The following is a 20,339-nucleotide window of genomic DNA, read 5'->3' on the forward strand; positions in this document are numbered from 1 at the left end:
GCGCGCGCCTCCCTTGTTTGCCAATGTTTACCATTTGTTCACTTCATTGCCAAACACTTTGCTAACCTTACAAAAAGCTTTTCAACATCATTCGAATTTTCATGATGTCGTGTTAACCCTTTGCCCAGTGGAGCAATGGCAGGTTGCGAGAACTGGGGAAAGCCGGTTTTCATGCCTCTTGCCGAGAGTTCTGCGCGCATGGCCCGCCTCCCCTCTTTGTTCTGAGATTAGGCCTGAGACGCAAGTCGGGCCAGACTCGTTCCATGGCTGTGAGGATCAATGCTGCCGTTCCGATATTTCGCGCCCACCTTTATGGCTCTGCTCACGCTTTCGGCGCCCGCCATCGCCAATGATCGCTATAGCGCCCGTCCGCCGGTGATCGTCAGCCCGGACCTGACCGCCCCCTGGCTGCTGCAACTGGGGGCCCAGCCACGCCCATCACAGGTTGAGCCGCAACAGGTCTATCCGCCAGCACCGCGCGCCATTGGCCGACCGGTGGGCGTGCGAGTGCAAGGCGCCCCACAGCAGGAAGCGCCCCTCCCCGGCGAACCGCAATGGGTTCATCAGGCCGCCATCACGCCGGTGCGCCAGCCGGTAAAACCGCTCGATCCGAAATTCCTGCCGCAAGTCGTGCGTTACGAAACGCGGGAAAAGCCCGGAACGCTGGTGATCGATACGGAAAACCGCTTTCTCTATCTGGTCATGGCCAATGGCATGGCCCGTCGCTATGGCGTCGGCGTCGGCAAGCCGGGCTTTGAATGGGCTGGAGAACATCATGTGACCCGCAAGGCCGAGTGGCCGGAATGGATACCGCCGAAGGAAATGATCACGCGCGAGGCGGCCCAGGGCCATTATCTGCCTGCCCGCATGGAAGGCGGGCCGGGCAATCCGCTTGGCGCGCGTGCGCTTTATCTCGGCTCCACCCTTTATCGCATCCATGGAACGAATGCGCCCTGGACCATCGGTTATGGCGTCTCGTCCGGCTGTATCCGCATGCGCAATCAGGATGTGATCGATCTTTATAACCGCGTGCCGGTGGGGACCAAGGTCGTGGTCATGTAAATCGCCAATACACCTTCATTGCCTGTGAAATCTCGAAGGGGGACATATCGCATATGGGGATAAAATTACCGAAATCGGGGCGTAAGGGTCTGCTCTTTTCTGTTGCGCTGCTGTCCACATTGGCTGCGGTTCAGACCGTCTCAGCCCGGGAGAAACTGCCGGACACGACGGCGAGCAGCGTCGTCACCCAAAAGATGATGCATCGTGAGGTGCCGGAAAAATTCCAGCGCCGTCTCGTGCGCCTGAAAACCAGCGAAGCGCCCGGCACGATCATCATCGACACCAATAACAAGTTTCTCTATCTGGTCGAAGCCAATGGTCGCGCCATCCGCTACGGCGTGGGCGTTGGTCGCGACGGCTTCGGCTGGTCGGGTATTGTCCGCATCGGTCGCAAGGTGGAGTGGCCAAGCTGGCATCCGCCAGCAGAAATGCGCAGCCGCGAGGCCCGCCATGGCCATGTTCTGCCTGTCGTGCAGGAAGGCGGACCCAACAACCCGCTCGGCGCCCGCGCCATGTATCTCTATCAGGGCAATCGCGATACGATTTTCCGCATCCATGGCACCAACCAGCCCTGGTCCATCGGCCTCAATCTCTCCTCCGGCTGCATCCGCATGAACAACAAGGATGTCGAGGATCTTTATAGCCGGGTCGATGTCGGCACCCGTGTCGTGGTCGTCGGCCCCGGCAACAAACAGGGCGATGTCAGCTATGACGATCGGGGGATCGATCTGCTGCGCACCATTTTTGGCGGATAAACAAAGAGAATGTCGCGCAGATCACTTGAGGATCCGCGCGACATTGCTTGCGAAATCACAGGATTGACGTCAAATCCCCACAGCGATCATAGCCAAACCGGCCAGAACCGCGCCGATGATCGGGCCAATGACTGGAATTGGCGCATAGCCCCAATCCGAGCTGCCCTTCCCTGGAATGGGCAGGATAGCATGGGCTATACGAGGGCCCAGGTCACGCGCCGGGTTGATCGCATATCCGGTGGTGCCGCCCAATGAAAGACCAAGTCCCCATACCAGGGCAGCAACCAGATACGGCCCCATTCCATCGCCAATGCCATGCGGCGCAGCGCCCTTTGAAAAGATCGAGCCGATCGCAAAAGTCAGCGCGAATGTGCCAATGATTTCACTGATCATATTGGCCCCAGCATTGCGAATTGCCGGACCGGTACAAAAAACAGCCAACTTCAGATCAGCATCCTCTGTTTCTTTCCAGTGTGGCAGATAATGCAGGTAAACAAGCAGACCACCAAAAATAGCGCCCAACATGTCTCCGGCAATGGCTGGTCCCAGTCCAGTCCAGTCGCCACTTTTCACCGCCATGCCAATGGCAAAGGCCGGATTGATGTAGGCCGCCGGGCTACCACAAGCCTTGGCCACAAAAATACCGATCAGAACAGCAAAGGCCCACCCGGTGGTAATCACCATCCACCCTGCATTTTCCGCCTTGGACTTCTTCAGCAATACGCCGGCAACGACACCGTCGCCGAACAATATCAGCGTTGCCGTACCGAGAAACTCACCCACGAAAATCGACATTATGTCCTCCCACTCATCGACGCCCGCCTGAGCGCGATGTTCAATTTTCAACCCATTTCCTGACGCACCGAAAGGAAAGCGCTACCATTGCGCAGACATCCATTCGTTGCTGCCATCTCTTGAGACGCATTGCCTTTCATGGTTTTTCGCAACACGTTTAATGGTTATGCGACGAAGCGTGTTCCGATGAAGCTGCATGGAACACGGAGCTGAATGAAAGACCCGTGCCCACCCCGTCGAACAGAGGTCAAAAAGACCCGCCCTGACCCTAGAATCTGTCTGGTTCAGTTTGAACCAGACAGATTGTCGATTGTTTTGATATCGTTTGCCTTTTCGGAAAATCTGGATTGAATTTTCCCCCGGACAAAACTTTGCCCATAAAGACGATTGGGCGATGAAACATCATCACCCGATCATCCGGGCTTTCTGCGGCAGCGCTCGATCAGTCAACCCAGGCAAAAGAGCGCTGGACTGCTTTTTTCCAGGATTTGTAATGATGGCTGCGAACCTCTTCGCTCATATTCGGCTCCCAGGTCTTATCGACCCCCCAATTGGCGCGAAGATCATCAAGATTGGTCCAGTAGCCTACGGCAAGACCGGCAGCATAGGCCGCCCCCAGCGCAGTGGTTTCCGTCATCTGCGGGCGCACGACCGGAGAATTGAGAATGTCGGCCTGAAACTGCATCAGCAGTTCGTTGGCCACCATCCCGCCATCCGTCTTGAGGGTGGACAGTTGGATTCCGCTATCCGCCTCCATTGCCTCTGCAACATCGCGCACCTGATAGGCGGTCGATTCCAGTGCTGCACGGGCCAGATGCGCGCGGGTGGCAAAACGGGTAAGCCCGGCAATCACGCCGCGCGCATCGTCTTTCCAGTACGGAGCATAAAGACCGGAAAAGGCCGGCACAAAATAAACATCGCCGTTATCCGGTACCGAGCGGGCCAGAGGCTCGATCTGGGCCGCAACATCGAAAAGTTTCATATTGTCGCGCAGCCATTGAACCAGCGCACCGGTAATGGCAATCGAGCCTTCCAGGGCATAACGCGGAGCCTCATCGCCGAATTTATAGGCAAGTGTCGTCAGAAGACCCGCCTTGGAATGCACAACCTCGGTTCCGGTGTTCATCAGCATGAAGGAGCCGGTGCCATAGGTGTTTTTCGCTTCACCCGGAGAGAAGCAGGTCTGACCGACAAGGGCTGCCTGCTGGTCGCCGAGCATGCCGGCAAGCTTGGTTCCGGTGAGCGGAGCAGACTTGATTTCACCATAAACGGCGGAGGAAGCGACGATTTTCGGCAGGCAGGCACGCGGAATGTTGAAATGCGTCAGCATTTCGTCATCCCAGTCGCAGGTTTCAAGATTGATCAGCATCGTGCGGCTGGCATTGGTAACATCGGTCACATGCACGCCGCCATTCGGGCCGCCGGTCAGGTTCCAGGTCAACCAGCTGTCGATGGTGCCGAAGAGAGCCTCGCCGGATTCCGCTTTTGCCCGAGCACCCTCGACATTTTCAAGCAGCCACAAGAGCTTGAGCCCGGAAAAATAGGTTGCCAGCGGCAGACCTGTCTTAGCGCGGAAGCGGTCCTGCCCACCGTCTCTGGTGAAGCGCTGCACCAGCTGATCCGTGCGCGTATCCATCCAGACAACAGCATTTGCCAGGGGCTTGCCTGTGGTTTTGTCCCACAAAAGCGTGGTTTCACGCTGGTTGGTGATGCCGACAGCAGCAAGATCGGCAGCAGTCAGATTGGCGCGCGCCAGTGCCGCACCGATCACCTCATTGGTATTGGACATGATTTCCAGCGGATCATGCTCAACCCAGCCCGGCTTGGGATAGATCTGGCTGTGCTCTTTTTGCGCAACCGAAACGATCTTGCCTCCCTTGTCGAAAACGATAAATCGCGAACTGGTCGTACCCTGATCGATAGCTCCCACATATCGGGACATAGGCTCTCCTCCTTTTGCTGTTTCGCATATTTCTCATGCGAAAATCTGTTGTTGCGAATTTTGTCCAGCTACATCCCTCTCGACCAGGCCGCCGCACAGATCTCCGAAGCGCAACATTCCAGAGAAAATATGCGGCATTTTCAAAGCTATACAGCATCTAGTGCGCCTGCGATCCCGCACCCTTGAGACACTGTAAAACAGGCAAAGCCCCGTCTTGATGTTTTGTCGCCAGATAGAAGCCAGTCTTGTTCGTTTCGTTCCAAACCAATTTCGATGTTCACGCTATCATCGCAACGCCATGCCCTGCAAAAAGGCATAAAGACGCTGCAACAATTTTAATCTGCTACAGAATTCATCCGTGAGAAAAGGCCTTCATCATTCTCCTCCAGACACGGCGAACCTCTTGCGCCATCATCAAGGACAGGCACATCCACATATCCGAAACCGTTTTATGAGTCCTTGTCCTGCTCCCTCATGAGATCTAGCATAGACATAAAAAGTTCGCAAACGAAAATAAAAAAAGAAAAAAGCACTTAAACGAAAATTTTTCGCACAGTCTCACATAAACTGAAATGGCCACCATCAACAGTTGAGTCTCTGAAAATATTTACAATTTCAGTTGGAGCGTTTTCAGAAAAGCGGAAACTGATTGTTCGTCCGAAAATGGGAAACGAACGGATGCTTTAGAGCGTTTCACTGTTTCACGGAAACAGTGAAACGCTCTAATTCATTGTTTTTCAGCATTTCCGGACGGAAAACCGTTTCACACTTTTCTCGGGATACTGCTCTAGACCGCAGCAGGGGTGAAGCTGGCGATAATCGCGTGTTTTTCTCCGGGATAGGTAAAGCCGACAAAGGTAACGGGACCGGCCTCGCTCCAGGTGCGACGCTGGATGAAGAGGCAGGCGGTGCGGTTTGGCACCTGAAGCCGTTTTGCCGTTTCACCTGTGGCCGACAGGGCGAAAATCTTGTGTTCGGCCGCGCTCCACGGCACCTGCTGAACGAGCCATGCCCCCGCCGGGCCATCCTCAAAAGGCGCATTTGCCGCCTCCGGCACGGTTTCAAGATTGATCAACCGTTCCTCAAGACAGAAGGGTTCGTCGCCCGCCAGATGCAGCGCCGAGAGAGCCAGAATATGTGTTCTTTCCGGCACATCGAGCAAAGCCGCATCCTGCCGGTCCGCCTTGCGGACAGCGGAGACGAGCAGCCTGTACGCATAGGGCAGGTTCAGCGCCCGCACCTCGGCCTCGACATCGGTGATCTCGAGAATGGCCGACTGGCCGCGGGGATGGGCGACAAAACTGCCGGATTTCTTGCGCCGCTCGATCAGCCCCGCCTTGGTTAATTGCGTCATGACCTTGTTCACCGTCATGCGCGAAACATCATAGGATTTTGCCAGATCCACCTCAAACGGCAGCCTGTAGCCCGGTGGCCATTCGCCGGAGACGATCTTGCGCTCCAGATCGGCAAGAATGGTCTGGTGCAATGTCGAGCGCTGAGTGGTTTTGCTGGTCATCCCCTTCTCTATCACTCGGCGACCAGCTCTTGCAGGGTGGACCGGAAACGCTCCACAATGGCTTTGCGCCCGAGATGACGACCATCGGCAACCCGCTTCACCCCGGCCGTCCAGACGCAATCCACCCTGACGGCATCGGTGAACAGCCAATGATCGAGCCATTGATCATGGTTTTTCGTGAAGGCGGCATCGGCCTTCAGCGTCACGAGATCGGCATCCGCACCGGGCTGAAGGGTAGAACCCGCGCCAAGGGCCGCGTCACCACCTTGCAAGGCGGCATCGAAGAGCCGCCGCCCGGTTGAGTGTCCGGCATCGGCGATCACATTGCGGGCGCGCTCGTGGAGGCGCTGCGAATATTCCATCTGACGCAGTTCATGGGCAACAGAAATGACAATATTGGAATCCGATCCGATGCCGAAACGCCCGCCTGCGGCGAGAAAAGGTGTTGCCGGAAAAATGCCGTCGCCCAGATTGGCCTCGGTGATCGGGCAAAGCCCGGCAACCGCGCCTGTGGCCGCCATGGCTGCCGTTTCCTGCGGCGTCATATGGGTGGCATGGATCAGGCACCAGCGCTCATTGACCGGTGCATGATCCAGCAGCCATTCCACCGGGCGCTGACCGCTCCAGGCAAGGCAATCCTCCACCTCCTTCACCTGCTCGGCAATGTGCATATGCACCGGGCCGGTTGGGTAGAGAGCAAGCAGATGCCGCAATTCTTCCGGTGTCACGGCGCGCAGGCTGTGCAGTGCAAGACCGAGTTTCGCCCCCGGCAGACGTGCGACAAGATCACCGCTTGCCTCCATCAGGGCGGCAAAACCGTCAAGCGAATGGATGAACCGGCGCTGGCCCTCAACAGGCGCTTGACCACTGAAACCGGAATGGGCGTAAAATACCGGCAGCAGGGTGAGGTGAAGCCCGGTTTGTGCACTGGCGGCAACAATGCGTTCGGCCAGCTCGGCGCGGTTTGCGTAAGCGCTGCCATCCCTGTCATGATGCAGATAGTGAAATTCACCCACACGGGTAAAGCCCGCTTCGAGCATTTCCATATAGAGCTGGGCGGCGACGGCCTCGACCTGATCCGGGCGGATCGACAGGGCAAAGCGATACATCAGATTGCGCCAGCTCCAGAAACTGTCAGCCGAGGGGCCGCGCACTTCCGCAAGCCCGGCCATGGCGCGCTGAAAGGCATGGCTGTGCAGATTGCCCATGCCGGGCACAAGAATATCATGCCGTTCATCCCCCGGCGCGGGCGCAACGCCCTTTTCGATGGCAGCGATCTTTCCGGCCGCAAGCGTGAGGCGGACATTCTCAGCCCATCCATCCTGAAGCAGTGCTTTTTGCGCAAACAGATGCACGGTTTTCTCTCCTTGATCTGGCCTGCAGGCGGCTGAAAAAGCGCTTGCATCGGGTTTATTATGTATATACATGTTTTCCTCAAAGAAAAGGTGGAACCCATGACGGACAACGAAAAAACCACTGTCGTTCTTCGTATGCCGACCATATTGCGCAATGCCCGCGTCGTAACCATGGATGCGCGGCGCGGCGGCATCGGCCTGATCGAAAAAGGCGCCATTGCCGTGGCCGTCGGCAAAATCATCTGGACTGGACCCGAAGCGGAGGTGCCTGCTGAATTCAACGGTGGCGCTGTCGTCGATCTGCAGGGGCGGCTGGTGACGCCGGGGCTGATCGACTGCCACACCCATCTCGTCTTCGGCGGCAATCGCGCCCGTGAATTCGAGATGCGGCTCGAGGGCGCGACCTATGAAGAGATCGCCCGCGCGGGCGGCGGCATCGTCTCCTCGGTCAAGGCCACCCGCGCCATGAGCGTTGCGCAACTGGTGGAGGCGGCCCTTCCCCGGCTTGACCACCTCTTGCGCGAAGGTGTTTCCACCGTCGAGATCAAATCCGGCTATGGGCTTGATATCGAAAGCGAGCTTGCCATGCTGCGTGCCGCGCGCGCCTTGCAGGATCAGCGTCCGGTGCGCGTCGCCACCTCCTATCTTGCCGCCCATGCCACGCCCGCCGCATATAAGGGCCGCAACGCTGCCTATCTCGACGAGGTGGTGCTGCCGGGGCTGAAGCAGGCCCATGCCGAAGGGCTGGTCGATGCGGTGGACGGGTTTTGCGAGGGCATTGCCTTCAGCCCGCAGGAGATCGCCCGCGTATTCGATCTGGCAAAATCACTTGGCCTGCCGGTCAAGCTTCATGCCGAGCAATTGTCCAATCTGGGCGGGGCCAAGCTTGCCAGCGCCTATGGGGCGCTTTCGGCAGACCATCTGGAATATCTCGATGCCGAAGGCGCAGAGGCCATGGCGGCGGCAGGCACGGTTGCGGTGCTGTTGCCGGGAGCCTTTTATGCGCTCAATGAAAAGCAGAAGCCGCCGGTTGCCGCCTTACGCGCAGCAGGCGTACCGATTGCCATCGCCACCGATTGCAATCCCGGCACCTCGCCGCTCACCTCGCTGCTGCTGACGATGAACATGGCGGCGACGCTGTTTGGCCTGACGGTTGGCGAATGCCTTGCGGGCGTCACGCGGGAAGCCGCCCGTGCGCTTGGTCTACACGGTGAGCGCGGCATGATCGCATCGGGACAATCCGCCGATCTGGCCATCTGGGATGCCGAAAGCCCGGCGGAGCTTGTCTACCGGATAGGATACAACCCGCTTCATGCGCGGATTTTCAAGGGAGAGTGGGTCGCAAAATGACGATTGTGCTGAAACCGGGCCATGTGACGCTCGCAGAGCTTGAAACCATGTATTGGACGGGGGAGCCTGCCCGGCTCGATCCCGCCTTCCATCCGGGCATTGAGAAAGCCGCCGCCCGCATTGCCGCCATCGCCGCTGGAAACGAGCCGGTCTATGGCATCAATACCGGCTTCGGCAAGCTGGCCTCGATCCGCATCGATGCGGCGGATGTGGCGCGCTTGCAGCACAATCTCATCCTGTCGCATTGCTGCGGCGTCGGCGCGCCGCTTGATGAAAACATCGTCCGGCTGATCCTGTCTTTGAAGCTGATTTCGCTTGGCCGCGGGGCCTCCGGTGTCCGGCTGACGGTGGTCGCGCTGATCGAGGCGATGCTGGACAAGGGCGTCATTCCGGTGATCCCCGAAAAAGGCTCGGTCGGCGCCTCCGGCGATCTTGCCCCGCTTGCCCATATGGCGGCGGTGATGATGGGCCATGGCGAGGCCTTTTATAACGGTGAGCGCATGGACGGTGCGAAAGCACTCGAAGCCGCCGGGCTTTCGCCCGTCACCCTCGCCGCCAAGGAAGGGCTGGCGCTGATCAACGGCACCCAGACCTCGACGGCGCTGGCGCTGGCCGGTCTTTTCCGGGCCCATCGCGCCGCGCAAAGCGCCTTGGTCACCGGGGCCTTGTCCACCGATGCCGCCATGGGCTCTTCCGCCCCCTTCCATCCCGATATTCACCGGCTGCGCGGTCACAAGGGCCAGATCGATGCGGGCAATGCGCTGCGCCGCCTGCTCGACGGCTCAGTGATCCGCAACAGCCATCTCGATGGCGACGAGCGGGTGCAGGACCCCTATTGCATCCGCTGCCAGCCGCAGGTGGATGGCGCCTGCCTCGATCTTTTGCGCATGGCGGCCCGCACGCTGGAAATCGAGGCCAATGCGGTGACGGACAATCCGCTGGTTCTTTCCGATGACAGCGTGGTCTCCGGCGGCAATTTCCATGCAGAACCCGTGGCCTTTGCCGCCGACCAGATTGCCATTGCCATTGCGGAAATCGGCGCGATTGCCCAGCGCCGCATCGCGCTTCTGGTCGATCCCGCCCTGTCTTTCGGTCTTCCGGCCTTTCTGGCGAAAAAGCCGGGGCTCAATTCCGGCCTGATGATCGCCGAGGTCACGTCTGCGGCGCTGATGAGCGAAAACAAGCAGATGACCCATCCGGCCTCTGTGGATTCCACCCCCACCTCGGCCAATCAGGAAGACCATGTCTCCATGGCCTGCCATGGTGCGCGCCGCCTGCTGCCGATGACCGACAATCTGTTTTCGATCATCGGCATCGAAGCGCTGACCGCAGTGCAGGGCATTGAGTTTCGCGCACCGCTCACCACCAGCCCGGAACTGGCCAAAGCCATGGCCGCGGTGCGGGAGAGCGTGCCGACGCTGGAGGAGGACCGTTATATGGCGGGCGATCTTGCCGCAGCAGGCGCCTTGATTGCAAACGGCGCGCTGATTGCCGCCATCACGCCCGGCATTCTGCCGGTTCTGGAGGGCTGATATGACTGTTTTCGAGATCACGCGCGGCGCATCGCCGGTCATTCTCGGTCTGCCGCATACCGGCACGGACGTGCCGCCGGAGATCTGGCAGCGCCTGAACGACAATGGCAAGATGCTGGCCGATACCGACTGGCATATTCATAAGCTTTATGACGGGCTGCTCCAAGACGTCACCACGGTGCGCGCCACCTTTCACCGCTATTGCATCGATGCCAATCGCGACCCGGAAGGGGTGAGCCTTTACCCCGGCCAGAACACCACCGGGCTGGTGCCACTGACCGATTTCGACGGATTGCCGATCTGGAATGTCGGCGAGGAGCCGAACGAGGCCGATATCAACGCCCGGCTTGCCGCCTTTCATGCCCCCTATCATGCCGCCCTTGCCGGAGAAATCGAACGGGTGAAGGCAATCCATGGCGTCGCCATTCTCTATGATTGCCATTCGATCCGCGCCCATATTCCGTTTCTGTTCGAGGGACGCCTGCCGGATTTCAACATTGGCACCGATAGCGGCCGCAGTTGCGCCCCGGCCATCGAACAGGCCGCTGTCAAAGGCGCCGAGGCGGCTGAGGGCTATAGCGCCGTGCTCAATGGCCGTTTCAAGGGCGGCTGGACCACGCGCCATTACGGCAGGCCGGAAACGGGCGTTCATGCCATCCAGATGGAGCTGGCGCAGGCCACCCATCTGGTCAGCGAGGCGCTGCCCTTTGCCTATGACACGGAGAAGGCCGAACGGCTTCGCCATCATCTCAAGGACATTCTCGAGCGCATCGAAGCGATCGCGCCCAGCCTGAAACAGACATCATAAGGGAACCGCCATGACCAATCCGCGCCATAATATCCGCGACATTCGCGCACCCCGGGGATCGGAGCTTACTGCACGAAGCTGGATGACCGAAGCGCCGCTGCGCATGCTGATGAACAATCTCGACCCGGATGTGGCGGAAAACCCGCATGAACTGGTGGTCTATGGCGGCATTGGCCGGGCGGCCCGCACCTGGGCGGATTTTGACCGCATCGTCGCCAGCCTCAAGGATTTGCGCGAAGACGAAACGCTTCTGGTGCAATCCGGCAAGCCGGTCGGCATTTTCAAAACCCATAGCCACGCGCCACGGGTGCTGATTGCCAATTCCAATCTCGTGCCGCATTGGGCCAACTGGGATCATTTCAACGAGCTGGATAAAAAGGGTCTGGCCATGTATGGCCAGATGACCGCCGGTTCGTGGATCTATATCGGCAGTCAGGGCATTGTGCAGGGCACGTATGAAACCTTTGTCGAGGCGGGCCGCCAGCATTATAACGGCAGTCTCAAGGGCAAATGGATCCTGACCGGCGGGCTTGGCGGCATGGGTGGCGCACAACCGCTGGCCGCCGTGATGGCAGGCGCCTCCTGCCTTGCCATTGAATGCAATCCCGACAGCATCGATTTTCGCCTGCGCACCCGCTATCTCGATGAAAAGGCCGAAACGCTGGACGAGGCTATGGCGATGATCGACCGCTGGACCAAAGCGGGCGAGGCAAAATCCGTCGGTCTTCTCGGTAATTGCGCCGAACTGCTGCCGGAAATGGTGCGCCGTGGCATCCGCCCGGATATCGTCACCGACCAGACCTCGGCCCATGACCCGATCAACGGCTATCTGCCGAAGGGCTGGACCATGGCGGAATGGCGGGCAAAGCGCGAAAGCGACCCGAAGGCGGTGGAAGCTGCCGCCCGCGCCGCCATGCGCGAGCATGTCGAGGCCATGCTGGCCTTCTGGGATGCCGGTGTGCCGACGCTGGATTACGGCAACAATATCCGTCAGGTCGCCAAGGATGAGGGGCTTGCCCGCGCCTTCGACTTTCCCGGCTTCGTGCCCGCCTATATCCGCCCGCTGTTTTGCCGGGGCATCGGCCCGTTCCGTTGGGCCGCCCTTTCCGGCGACCCGGAGGATATCTACAAGACCGACGCCAAAGTGAAGGAGCTTTTGCCCGACAACACCCATCTGCACACCTGGCTTGACATGGCGCGTGAACGCATTGCCTTTCAGGGCCTGCCCGCCCGCATCTGCTGGGTGGGGCTGGGTGACCGCCATCGCCTTGGCCTTGCCTTCAACGAAATGGTCCGGAATGGCGAGCTGAAAGCGCCGGTCGTTATTGGCCGCGACCATCTCGACAGCGGCTCGGTCGCCTCGCCCAACCGCGAGACGGAAGCGATGAAGGACGGTTCGGACGCCGTCTCCGACTGGCCGCTGCTCAATGCGCTGCTCAACACCGCCTCCGGCGCGACCTGGGTGTCGCTGCATCACGGCGGCGGCGTCGGCATGGGCTTTTCCCAGCATTCCGGCATGGTCATCTGCTGCGACGGCTCTGACGATGCCGCGGAACGGATTGGCCGGGTGCTGTGGAACGATCCGGCCACCGGCGTCATGCGCCATGCCGATGCGGGCTATGATATCGCGCTCGATTGCGCCCGCGAACATGGCTTGCGGCTGCCGGGCATTCTCGGCAACTGATCCGGTCACCGGCGATGTCGATAACTCTATTGCGCCCGCAAGACTATCGCTCCATGCCGTGGAAAAACGGCATGGGCGTCACCATTGAAATTGCGGTTTTCCCGGAAGGGGCCGCACTCGATGCGTTTGACTGGCGCATCAGCATGGCAAGTGTGGTCGAGGACGGGGCCTTCTCCTGCTTTACCGGCATCGACCGCACGCTTTCCATTCTCGACGGTGCCGGGCTGGAGCTTGCCGTCGCGGGCGAAGCGTCGGTTCAACTCACCCGGACAACCAAGCCGCATCGCTTTCCCGCCGACAGTCCGACCCATGCCAGACTGCTGGACGGCCCGGTCACGGATTTCAACGTGATGACCCGGCGTGGGGCCTGCGACCACCATGTGGAGGTGCTTGAGACAGGTCATCATTCCCTCATGATGGCGCAGGCAGACACAATTCTTGCCTATTGCTTCAGGGGTGAGGCCACAATCGGCTGGAATGGCACCGAAGACGCCCTCGCCATGGGTGAGACCGCCCGGATCGAGGCTGAGACCAACGGCCCACTTTCCCTCACGGTGTCTGATGGGGGCAAGCTGTTCGTCACCTGTCTTTCGATTTCTTGTTTTCGTTTATCTTGATCTGGAAAACCGGGTACCCTTTTCTCAGACCAGGTTTTCAGCGCCCTGCACCCTCTTTTGCAAAGCGTCAAAAGAAAAGGCGTCGATCGGCAGGGAGGTTTCCCCCTTGACGGCGAGATCGGCCAGAATTTCGCCGATGACGCTGGCGAATTTGAAGCCATGGCCTGAACAGGGCGAGGCGACAATGATGCGTTTTTCTGACGGCAGATGGTCGAGCAGAAAATTCTCATCCGGCAGCATGGTATAGCGGCAGGTTATGGCATTGACCCTCTGGCCTGCGGCCGAAGGTATGTGGCGGGAGATAAAATCGTCGAGCAGGTCAGTGTCGCGCCGATTGACGGGCGGATTGGCGGCATTCGGATCGAGCGGTTCATAGAAATGAGCATGACGGCCAAGCTTGATGCCATCCTTGACAAAGGCGGGAAAGCCGAAATAGGAGCCGTCTTCCTGATCGTAGAGGAAAGCGGGCATGTCTTGCGGTCCGGCTTTGATAGCCGCGCCCGGCCTGTACCAGGCCACCACCTGACGGATCGGATTGGCATGCGCAGCCAGTTCCGGCACAAGTTCGCCAATCCATGGGCCCGTGGCGACGATGACGTTGCGGGCACGGCAACGATTTTCGCCAAAGGCAAGGCTTACACCGGCATCATCTGCTGCGATGGCCGTAACCTTTTCACCGAAGTGCATGATCGCGCCATGCTGTGCGGCCAGCTTCAAATAGCCCATGATCGCCAGCTCCGGTCGCAAAAATCCGCCTTCCGGGTCAAAAATCGCCACATCCTCGGCATCAACGGAAAATTGCGGATAGCGACGAGCCAGCATCCGGCTGTCCAGTTCCTCATAGGCAAGGCCGTGCATCTGGCAGGATGCTCTGGAGCCGGTAACGATTGCGCTTGTCGGCGCGCCGATTTGCAGCACGCCGGATATCGTCAGGATCTCTGTGCGAAGCTGCGCCTCCAGCAGATGCCAGTTTTCATAGGCCCGCAGCAAGAGCGGCACATAGGAGGGGTCTTCGAAATAGCCAAGCCGGATCAGACGGCTATCGCCATGGGAGGAGCTCAGCGCATGGGCCGGATATGCCGCCTCGATGCCGATAACCTTCACACCTCTTTGGGCCAGAAAGGCAAGTGCGGCACTGCCCATGGCGCCAAGGCCGACGACAGCAACATCAAAATACTGCACTTTCATCTCCTTAAATCCGATCGATCAAAATCCCGGCGGATCGCTGTTCCGGACCATGTGCCGAAGCCTTTCGATATCCGCCCCCAGTGGGCGATCGTCGAGATATGGGCCGATATTCTGACGCACGGCCATGAAAATCGCATTTGTGCCAGCAGCACGCGGCGCTTTCTCCCTGATCAGATCATGCGCCTGTGCGGCCGCCATCAGTTCAATGGCAAGGATGTAATCCAGATTGGCAATCATGGCGTTCAGCTTATTCACCGCCGCCACCGGATGGGCGAGAAAATCCTCCTGAAGGGCGGATGTAATACCGCCATCGGTGGAGGCGGGTGCGGCCAGACGGCGGTTTTCATTGCTCAGCGCCGTTGCCGTATATTGCGCAATCATGAAGCCGGAATTTTCTCCGGCATCGGCGGCCAGAAAGGCCGGAAGCCCGCTGACGAGGGGATTGACCAGCCGGTCTGTGCGCCGCTCGCTCATCATGGCGATCTGAGCAAGCGTCAGTGCAAGCCCATCCGCCGCCTGGCCAAGGGCAGGAGAAACAGCATGGGCTTCGGACCAGACAAGCGGCTCTTCCGGCGTACCGGAAATGGCGGGATTGTCGGTGACGGAGGCAAGTTCCCGATCCACGGCATCGCTGGCAAAATCAACCATGTCGCGCGCCGCGCCATGGGCATGCGGCACTGCGCGCAGGCTGAGTGCATCCTGCGTGCGCCGCCCCTCGGCTGCTGCAATGAGGCCGCTGCCATCGAGACGGGCGCGCAAGGAAAGCCCAACCCTCTCAAGGCCCCTGGATTGTCGCAGCGCCAGAACCTCTGCGCTATAGGCCAGCATCTGGCAGCCACTTGCCTCCATCGTCAGGGCCGCGATGGCGTCAGCCCAGTCCAGCAGACGATTTGCCCTGAACAGGGCAAGGCTCATCAGTCCGGTCGAACAGGCCGTGCCATTGACAAGGCTCAAACCTTCCTTTGCCTGAAGTGTGAGCGGCTCCAGTCCGATCATCTTCAGCGCGTCAAGACCGGTATGTATGGAGCCGCGGATCTCAGCCTGCCCTTCGCCGATCAGCACCAGCGCGATATGGGCATTATGGGTAAGATAGCCCGCCGACCCTTGAGACGGAACACAAGGGATGCAATCGGCTGATAACAAAGCCAGCAGGTATTTGACGATGTCTTGCCGCACACCGGAATAACCATGGGCGAAATTTGCGATTTGCGCGGCGATGATGGCGCGCACTTCAGCCCTGCCCAACAGCGGTCCCACGCCGCAAGCGTGACTGAGCACGATCTTACGGGAAAGCCGGCTTTGGCTTTCCCGATTGACGACCGTGTCGCTAAGCGCCCCGACACCGGTATTGACCCCATAGGCGCGGATACCCTTTTCGACAATCGCCGCAACAATGGCGCTTGCCCCGTCGATCCGCTTCCAGGCGGCAGGGGAAAGACCGAGCGGAGCGCCCGCAGCAATTGCGGCCACATCATGCCATGAAAGCCTGTCGTCCAGCAGAATGGTCACGGTTTAATGTCCGAAATTGCCGATGAACTGTCGGAAGGCCGCCGATGCACCTTCGCCGAACATGTCATCGGGCGTACCGGCGCTTTCGATGAGCCCCTCCTTCATGAACACGACCCGGTTGGAAACATTGCGGGCAAAGCTCATTTCATGGGTGACGACCAGCATGGTCATGCCCTCTTCGGCCAGCGCCCGCATCACGCGCAGCACCTCGCCCACCAGTTCGGGATCGAGCGCCGAGGTCGGCTCGTCGAACAGCATGACCTTCGGCTTCATTGCCAGGGCACGGGCAATGGCGGCGCGCTGCTGCTGCCCCCCGGACAGATGGGCCGGATAGGCATGACGCTTGTCGGCAATGCCGACCTTTTCCAGCAATGCCTCAGCCTCGGCGATACAGTCGGCTCTCGGGCGCTTCAGCACATGCACCGGCCCTTCGATGACATTTTGCAGGATGGTCATATGGGACCAGAGATTGAAGGACTGGAACACCATGCCGAGTTCCGAACGGATGCGGTCCACCTGTTTCTGGCTTTCGACCCGGGTTTTTCCCGCCTTGTGATGCCAGCGCAGTTGTTCACCATCCACCCAGATCTCGCCCTCATTGGCAATCTCCAGAAGATTGATACAGCGTAGAAAAGTGGATTTGCCCGAACCGGATGCACCCAGCAGTGAAATGACATCACCCTGATGCGCATCGAGCGATATGCCTTTCAGGACTTCATGTGTCCCGAATTTTTTTCGGATGTTGCGGACAGACAAGGGGAGCGCATCGGACATGAGGTTTCCGTTCAGATGGTCTTGGCCGCGTCCACATGTGCCAGCGAAGGCATGCGGCGATGGCGCGAAAGGACATATTCAAGCAGGGCAAACCCCTGCAAAAGGATGAAATTCAGCACGAGATAGATCACAGCGGCGCAGAGAAAGACTTCCATGGTGCGATAGGTCTGCGAAATCAGCCGCTGCGCCACCCCGGTCACCTCCCAAACGGTTACGAGGCTGGCGAGCGCTGTGGATTTCATCATCAGCACCACCTCTGTGGAGTAGGCTGGCAGCGCATGGCGAAAGGCAATGGGGGCAAGGATGCGCCGCACCAGAAGAAAACCCGACATGCCGACAGCTTTGGCCGCCTCGATTTCCTTGGGGGAAACGGCACGGATACCACCTCGAAAGATCTCGGCGGAATAGCCTGCGGTACACAAGGCCAATGACAGCACGGCGCAGTCAAAAGGCTCCCTCAGATAAGACCAGAGAAAGCTGTGACGGATGAACCCGAACTGGGCCAGGCCATAAAAGACCAGAAACATCTGGATCAAAAGCGGCGAACCGCGGAAGATGAAAATATAGACTTTGGCGAAAGCTGAAAGCACCGGATTGCCGCTGACGCGCATCCATACGAGGACCAGCGCCATAAGGCCGCCGATCAGGACCGAGAGCGAAAACAGCGCAAGAGTCGTCGGAAGGGCTTTCAAAAGCGTAATGAAGGTGGAGGTTAGAAAATCGATATCCATGCCGCCCTCCTTCAGGCCTTGCCCATGGTTGCCGTCGGCATGCTGCGATTGGAGCGCCGCTCGAACCAGTTGAACACCTGATCGGACAGGCTGGTCAGCAGCAGATAGAGACAGCCACCAGCGATGAAGAACAGGAAATATTGTCGGGTCGAGCCCGCCGCCACCTGGCTGGTGCGCATCAGCTCGGCCAGACCGGTGACCGAAATGAGGGCCGAATCCTTCAGGCTGAGCTGCCAGACATTGCCCAGGCCGGGTATGGCAAAGCGGATGACCTGCGGGATGATGATATGCCTGAGCCGCAAGAAACCGGACATGCCAATGGCGTGCGCCGCCTCTATTTCACCTTTGGATATGGCATAATAGGCACCACGAAACACCTCCGCCTGATAGGAGGCCGAAATCAGCCCGACGGCAAGCGCACCAGCAAGGAAGGATGGCAGACCGAGAAAGCCATCATAACCCATCATTCGGCCTAGGGCGCTGACCGCCGTGGAGCCGCCGAAATAGATCAAATAGATGATCAGCAATTCCGGCACACCGCGAAACACCGTGGTATAGGCATTGCCAAGTAGCCGGAGGGGCAGATGGCCGGAAAGCTTGGCGGCGGTGACCGCCGTGCCGACCACCGCGCCAATGGCAAGCGCTGTCGCGGTGACCGCCAGCGTCATCAGCGTTGCAATGACCAGCAAAGCGCCCCAGCCATTTGCGCCGAAGCCAAGAAGGTCTAGTGATGCCATGGTTTTGTTCCCCTTGCATCCCCATGCAAGATGGTAGGCCGCGCCTTATTGACGCTGGCCTTATTGGCAATAATCCGAACAATCCGTCCTGCCGCCTCGACAGGATGGACGATTAAGGGGTAACGTTCGTGTCGAACCACTTCATCGACAGCTTTTTCACCGTGCCATCGGCAATCGCTGACTTGATGGCTGCGCTGAACTTGTCACGCAGCTCCGGATCAGACTTACGAATGCCAAGTCCTTCGCCCTCACCCCAGATCGTCCCGGCAATTTCCGGACCGGTAAAGGCAAGCGCACCCTTGGCCGCCTTGAAGGCATCGCTGAAATAGGTCGCATCATCGAAGCCGAGATCGATACGGCCGCTTTTCAGATCGAGATCGCGGTCGGCGCCGGTCTTGTATTCACGGATGGTGGCAATGTCGCCGAAATTATCATAGATGAATTTGGCATAGACGGTCGCGGCCTGAATGCCGATGGTCTTGCCCTTGAAGACCTTGCGGAGCGCTTCGATCTCTTTCACACCCTTTTCACCAGGGGTCATCTTGATGGTTTCGCCAGTGCCCGGCGCCTTCATCAGACCGCTGTCGGTTGCGGTAGCAAAAACGGCTGGCGTGGCAGCATAGGGAACGGTGAAGTCGATCACCTTCTTGCGCTCGTCAGTGATCGACAGCGCATCCATGATAACGTCGAATTTACCGGCGTTCAGCGCCGGGATCATACCATCCCAATCGGATGCAACCAGCTTGCACTCAAGCTTGGCCCGGGCACAAAGCACTTTCAGGAGATCGGGCTCGAAGCCGACAATCTCACCCTTTGAATCCGTCATGTTCCAAGGGGCATAGGCGCCTTCGGTGGTGACGGTAACGGTTTTCCAATCCTTCGCCATGGCAGGAATTGTCACTGCGGCCAGCGCCACAGCGGTTGACACAATAAGTGTTTTCAGATGCATTGTTGTTCTCCACTCCGGTTTAAACCTTGATCCGGTCTTGCCGCCGGTTTTTTCGGTGGTCTTTGCGGCAACATGCCAAGACCCGTCAAGTTGTATATGGCACCATAGATATTTTCATGTAAGATGCAATGAGAAAGTTGGAATCTTAAACACAGGCCGGACATGAGCAAGGAATGGGCGGCAAAGCCGCTGAGCGATCGTGGCAGACTGCGGACCGATACAGACGGTGCACCGCTTTACGCCAGCGTCAAGCAGCTTATTCTGGACAAGATCCATAGCGGCGAATGGCCGCCGAAACAGCGTGTTCCCTCAGAAAACGAACTGGTTGCCGAGCTTGGCGTCAGCAAGATGACAGCAAACCGGGCGCTGCGCGAATTGGCCAATGAGGGCGAGCTGGTGCGTATTCAGGGCGTCGGCTCCTTCGTTGCCGACCGGAAGGGCCATTCGGACCTTTTCGAAGTGCGCAACATCGCCGAGGAAATTGCCGAACGCGGCCATCAACACAAGGCCATCGTTGTCGTTCTGGCCGAAGAACCCGCCTCGCCGGCTATCGCCGACAGCCTGGGGCTTACGATCGGCTGCCCAGTCTTCCACTCCCTCATCGTCCATCATGAAAACGACGTTCCGGTGCAGCTTGAAGACCGCTATGTCAATCCCGCAGCAGCTCCCGGCTATCTTGAACAGGATTTTACCACACAAACGCCGAATGCCTATCTGATGCAGGCCGCACCCCTGAGCAGCTCCGAACACATCGTCGAAGCCGTCATGCCGCACGCCTGGGAATGCAAGCTTCTGATGATGTTGCGCACCGAACCCTGCCTCGCTATCCGCCGCCGCACCTAGTCCGGCAAAGGCGCGGTCTCCACCGTCCGTCTCGTCTATCCCGGCAATCGTTACAGGCTGCAAACACGCAGTGTCAAAGATGTCGAAACCTGATGGTTGTATATGGAAGGCTCCATGGCCTTTGTTGCTCACCTGCGGACGCATTATTGTGATCGCTGTGAATGATCAATTCCTTCTTCCGGCCCGTCGCTG

Annotated in this window: 18 protein-coding genes and 1 pseudogene; 8 read left to right on the top strand and 11 right to left on the bottom strand. The window is 58.9% G+C overall.

What is annotated here, in order from left to right:
* Positions 1-38 precede the first annotated feature (38 nt).
* On the bottom strand, positions 39-200 hold the full coding sequence (locus NAC44_RS17455) for a hypothetical protein (RefSeq protein WP_250942835.1): 162 nt from the start codon (positions 198-200) through the stop codon (positions 39-41).
* Between the two features lie 79 nt (positions 201-279).
* On the opposite strand from NAC44_RS17455, the gene NAC44_RS17460 reads away from it, so the two are divergent.
* Together NAC44_RS17460 and NAC44_RS17465 are read left to right on the top strand one after the other, a co-directional pair.
* Complete coding sequence (locus NAC44_RS17460) at positions 280-1,062, top strand: L,D-transpeptidase (protein ID WP_250942836.1); 783 nt, start codon at positions 280-282, stop codon at positions 1,060-1,062.
* Between the two features lie 53 nt (positions 1,063-1,115).
* Positions 1,116-1,817: a L,D-transpeptidase gene (locus tag NAC44_RS17465; RefSeq protein WP_250942837.1), complete on the top strand. Its 702-nt coding sequence runs from the start codon at positions 1,116-1,118 to the stop codon at positions 1,815-1,817.
* A 69-nt stretch (positions 1,818-1,886) separates the two neighbouring features.
* Here NAC44_RS17465 and NAC44_RS17470 read toward each other — a convergent pair whose 3' ends face one another.
* The 4 genes from NAC44_RS17470 to NAC44_RS17485 form a co-directional block, all read right to left on the bottom strand.
* The gene (locus NAC44_RS17470; protein ID WP_250942838.1) at positions 1,887-2,663 is read right to left on the bottom strand and encodes an MIP/aquaporin family protein; all 777 of its coding nucleotides are present in this window, start codon (positions 2,661-2,663) and stop codon (positions 1,887-1,889) included.
* Positions 2,664-3,054: 391 nt separating this feature from the next.
* The gene (gene glpK, locus NAC44_RS17475) at positions 3,055-4,554 is read right to left on the bottom strand and encodes a glycerol kinase GlpK (protein ID WP_250942839.1); all 1,500 of its coding nucleotides are present in this window, start codon (positions 4,552-4,554) and stop codon (positions 3,055-3,057) included.
* 787 nt (positions 4,555-5,341) lie between these two features.
* On the bottom strand, positions 5,342-6,070 hold the full coding sequence (gene hutC, locus NAC44_RS17480) for a histidine utilization repressor (RefSeq protein ID WP_250942840.1): 729 nt from the start codon (positions 6,068-6,070) through the stop codon (positions 5,342-5,344).
* 11 nt (positions 6,071-6,081) lie between these two features.
* Positions 6,082-7,425 carry a formimidoylglutamate deiminase gene (locus tag NAC44_RS17485; RefSeq protein ID WP_250942841.1) on the bottom strand — a complete coding sequence of 448 codons (1,344 nt, stop codon included), beginning with the start codon at positions 7,423-7,425 and terminating at the stop codon, positions 6,082-6,084.
* Between the two features lie 99 nt (positions 7,426-7,524).
* Between NAC44_RS17485 and hutI the strand changes: the two genes are divergently transcribed.
* The 5 genes from hutI to NAC44_RS17510 are packed head-to-tail and all read left to right on the top strand — an operon-like array spanning position 7,525 to position 13,416.
* Entirely contained in the window at positions 7,525-8,775 is a 1,251-nt protein-coding gene (gene hutI, locus NAC44_RS17490; protein ID WP_250942842.1) for an imidazolonepropionase, read from the top strand.
* Positions 8,772-10,307: a histidine ammonia-lyase gene (hutH, locus tag NAC44_RS17495; protein ID WP_250942843.1), complete on the top strand. Its 1,536-nt coding sequence runs from the start codon at positions 8,772-8,774 to the stop codon at positions 10,305-10,307. The genes hutI and hutH overlap by 4 nt, the downstream gene beginning before the upstream one ends.
* Before the next feature lies 1 nt (position 10,308).
* The gene (gene hutG, locus NAC44_RS17500; RefSeq protein ID WP_250942844.1) at positions 10,309-11,115 is read left to right on the top strand and encodes an N-formylglutamate deformylase; all 807 of its coding nucleotides are present in this window, start codon (positions 10,309-10,311) and stop codon (positions 11,113-11,115) included.
* Between the two features lie 10 nt (positions 11,116-11,125).
* Positions 11,126-12,799, top strand: coding sequence for a urocanate hydratase (gene hutU, locus NAC44_RS17505; protein ID WP_250942845.1), 1,674 nt, complete (start codon positions 11,126-11,128; stop codon positions 12,797-12,799).
* Positions 12,800-12,813: 14 nt separating this feature from the next.
* On the top strand, positions 12,814-13,416 hold the full coding sequence (locus NAC44_RS17510) for a HutD/Ves family protein (RefSeq protein ID WP_274706941.1): 603 nt from the start codon (positions 12,814-12,816) through the stop codon (positions 13,414-13,416).
* 24 nt (positions 13,417-13,440) lie between these two features.
* Here NAC44_RS17510 and solA read toward each other — a convergent pair whose 3' ends face one another.
* The 6 genes from solA to NAC44_RS17540 form a co-directional block, all read right to left on the bottom strand.
* Complete coding sequence (gene solA / locus NAC44_RS17515) at positions 13,441-14,598, bottom strand: N-methyl-L-tryptophan oxidase (RefSeq protein WP_338022099.1); 1,158 nt, start codon at positions 14,596-14,598, stop codon at positions 13,441-13,443.
* Between the two features lie 24 nt (positions 14,599-14,622).
* Positions 14,623-16,113: an HAL/PAL/TAL family ammonia-lyase gene (locus NAC44_RS17520; protein ID WP_250942846.1), complete on the bottom strand. Its 1,491-nt coding sequence runs from the start codon at positions 16,111-16,113 to the stop codon at positions 14,623-14,625.
* Positions 16,114-16,116: 3 nt separating this feature from the next.
* Entirely contained in the window at positions 16,117-16,887 is a 771-nt protein-coding gene (locus NAC44_RS17525) for an ABC transporter ATP-binding protein (RefSeq protein WP_250942847.1), read from the bottom strand.
* An 11-nt stretch (positions 16,888-16,898) separates the two neighbouring features.
* Positions 16,899-17,618: an ABC transporter permease gene (locus tag NAC44_RS17530; protein ID WP_250942848.1), complete on the bottom strand. Its 720-nt coding sequence runs from the start codon at positions 17,616-17,618 to the stop codon at positions 16,899-16,901.
* 11 nt (positions 17,619-17,629) lie between these two features.
* Positions 17,630-18,355: an ABC transporter permease gene (locus NAC44_RS17535; RefSeq protein WP_250942849.1), complete on the bottom strand. Its 726-nt coding sequence runs from the start codon at positions 18,353-18,355 to the stop codon at positions 17,630-17,632.
* 112 nt (positions 18,356-18,467) lie between these two features.
* Entirely contained in the window at positions 18,468-19,304 is an 837-nt protein-coding gene (locus NAC44_RS17540) for a transporter substrate-binding domain-containing protein (RefSeq protein ID WP_250942850.1), read from the bottom strand.
* 162 nt (positions 19,305-19,466) lie between these two features.
* Here NAC44_RS17540 and hutC (NAC44_RS17545) point away from each other — a divergent pair.
* A pseudogene (gene hutC / locus NAC44_RS17545) lies at positions 19,467-20,240 on the top strand (histidine utilization repressor).
* Positions 20,241-20,339: the final 99 nt, after the last annotated feature.

This window comes from Allorhizobium sonneratiae (assembly GCF_023700755.1).
In the GTDB taxonomy this organism is placed as follows: Bacteria; Pseudomonadota; Alphaproteobacteria; order Rhizobiales; family Rhizobiaceae; genus Allorhizobium; species Allorhizobium sonneratiae.